Origin of the sequence: Aquicoccus sp. SU-CL01552, assembly GCF_040365005.1 — a bacterium.
Classification (GTDB): Bacteria; Pseudomonadota; Alphaproteobacteria; order Rhodobacterales; family Rhodobacteraceae; genus Antarcticimicrobium.
This window is the reverse complement of sequence record NZ_BAABWV010000044.1, coordinates 1-1962: the sequence shown is the minus strand read 5'-3', so window position 1 is coordinate 1962 and position 1962 is coordinate 1. Positions and strand designations below refer to the sequence as shown.

Here is a 1962-nt window from a genome sequence, read left to right as displayed (position 1 = left end):
TATTCGACTTGTGAATCGGACATGTAGTTGAATATCTGCCTAGAGAAGGAGGTCGAGGTGACTTGCTTGCCCTCTTGCGTGCATATGCGGTGTAGCCTCTGCAATGGGGAGGCCAGGTCCTCGGCCATGCTGTTCGGCTCACTAATCGTCTCTGGGCTGGTTCAAACCCTTGGGCGACATAGGCTATGACGTGCTCTGGGATGGAGACCTTCGAGGGATGCAAATGAGGATGGATACCATGGCGGCGGCGCGGGACTGCCAATGGAGCGTGGACGGCCTGCAGCTCACGGGCCTAGCGTGGGGGCCCGAAGACGGGCTGCCGGTGCTGGCACTGCATGGCTGGATGGATCATGCCGCCAGCTTCCAGGAACTGGGCCCCAGACTGACCGGCTGCCGGGTTGTTGCGTTAGACCTCAGCGGTCAGGGGCTGAGCTGCCACCGGGTCGCCCATGCGACGTACAATATCTGGGATGATCTGCCGCAAATCGCCGAGTTGCTGGATCAGCTTGGGTGGGAGGATTGCGTGCTTGTCGGTCATTCCCGTGGTGCCAACGTCGCCGCCCTGTTCGCCGCCGCCCAACCAGAGAGGGTACGTGCCCTCGTGTCGCTTGACTCGCTGGTGCCCAACCCGGCCGAAGAGGATGTCGTCTCGACCCTGCGCGCCTTCATCGTGGAGACGCGCAAGCAGAAGGCCCGCCCGCCCAGAACATTCTCGACCAAAGAGGATTATATCCGTCGCCGCTGCGAGCAGGGCAACTCCCGGCAAACGTCCGAGGCGCTTGCGGAGCGCGCGCTGGAGAAGGTGGAAGACGGATTTCGGATGCGCGGTGACCCACGCCTGTTCGCGAGTTCCGCCGTCAAGTTGAAGCAGGCGGATGTGGAGGCCGTGTTGCGGTCAATCCGGTGCCCCGTGCTGAACATCTGGGCCAAGGACGGCATTCTGAGGACCCGGCCCGAAACGGCAGGGCTGGCCCGTCTCGGCGCGAACCTGATCCCGAAGTACGAAACCATCGAGCTCGCCGGCGACCATCACTTCCACCTCGACGCGCCCGTCGCGCAGCAGATGGCCCACGCCATTTTAGCCTTCCTCGACCGCCATACCGAGCATTAACTCTGTCACCTCTACGCGGCTTTTTTTTTAGCCGCAGGAGAATGCCCGTGGACCCCTAGGCTGATCCGTGGGCCAAGGGAGGCTCACCAAGAAAGGGATAGCCTTTTCATACACACGGCGAACCCACGCGGCGCATGCAAGGGCGTATTCCGTTGAAAAACTCGTGCTTGATCGAGGGGTGTCGGGCTGTTTCAATTCCCGCATTGGGCGGGAGGATTTGCGATGATGGGACCAAGGCAGGAGGCGCAGCCGTCGCTGTTCTACGAGTTCTCGCTGGAAGATCACGTCCCGCAGGATCATCTGCTGCGCTCTATCGACCGCTTCGTCGATCTGACTGACGTCCGCGCCTATCTGGCGGATTTCTATAGCCACACGGGCCGTCCATCCGTCGACCCCGAGTTGCTGATCCGCATGCTCCTGGTCGGCTATTGCTTCGGCATCCGGTCGGAGCGACGGCTCTGCGAAGAGGTGCATCTGAACCTGGCGTATCGCTGGTTTTGCCGGCTTGATCTGAGCGCCCGGGTTCCGGACCACTCGACGTTTTCGAAGAATAGGCACGGGCGTTTTCGCGACAGCGAATTGCTGCGCCACCTGTTCGAGATGACCGTCGCACGCTGCATTGAAGAGGGCTTGGTCAGCGGCCAGCGCATGGCGGTCGACGCCAGCCTGATCGAAGCGGATGCGAACAAGCAGAACTCGACGCCGAAAGAGGACTGGAACGCGGGAGAGATCAACCCGGGCTTGTTGCACATATCGGTGAGGAGGATTCACTGCGCGAATCCAGTGCGTTAGATTGGCGGCATGCCGAAGCCCTCTCCCACCCGCTATCGTACGACGAACTGGTCCGACTA

At 61.4% G+C, this 1962-nt stretch carries 1 protein-coding gene and 1 pseudogene; both read left to right on the top strand.

All coding sequences use genetic code 11. The features are described 5' to 3' along the window. Positions 1–229 precede the first annotated feature (229 nt). Positions 230–1111: an alpha/beta fold hydrolase gene (locus tag ABWV23_RS22295; protein WP_353351897.1), complete on the top strand. Its 882-nt coding sequence runs from the start codon at positions 230–232 to the stop codon at positions 1109–1111. A gap of 222 nt (positions 1112–1333) precedes the next feature. After that, positions 1334–1831 (top strand): annotated as a pseudogene (locus ABWV23_RS22290) (transposase); the annotation flags it as partial. Positions 1832–1962: the final 131 nt, after the last annotated feature.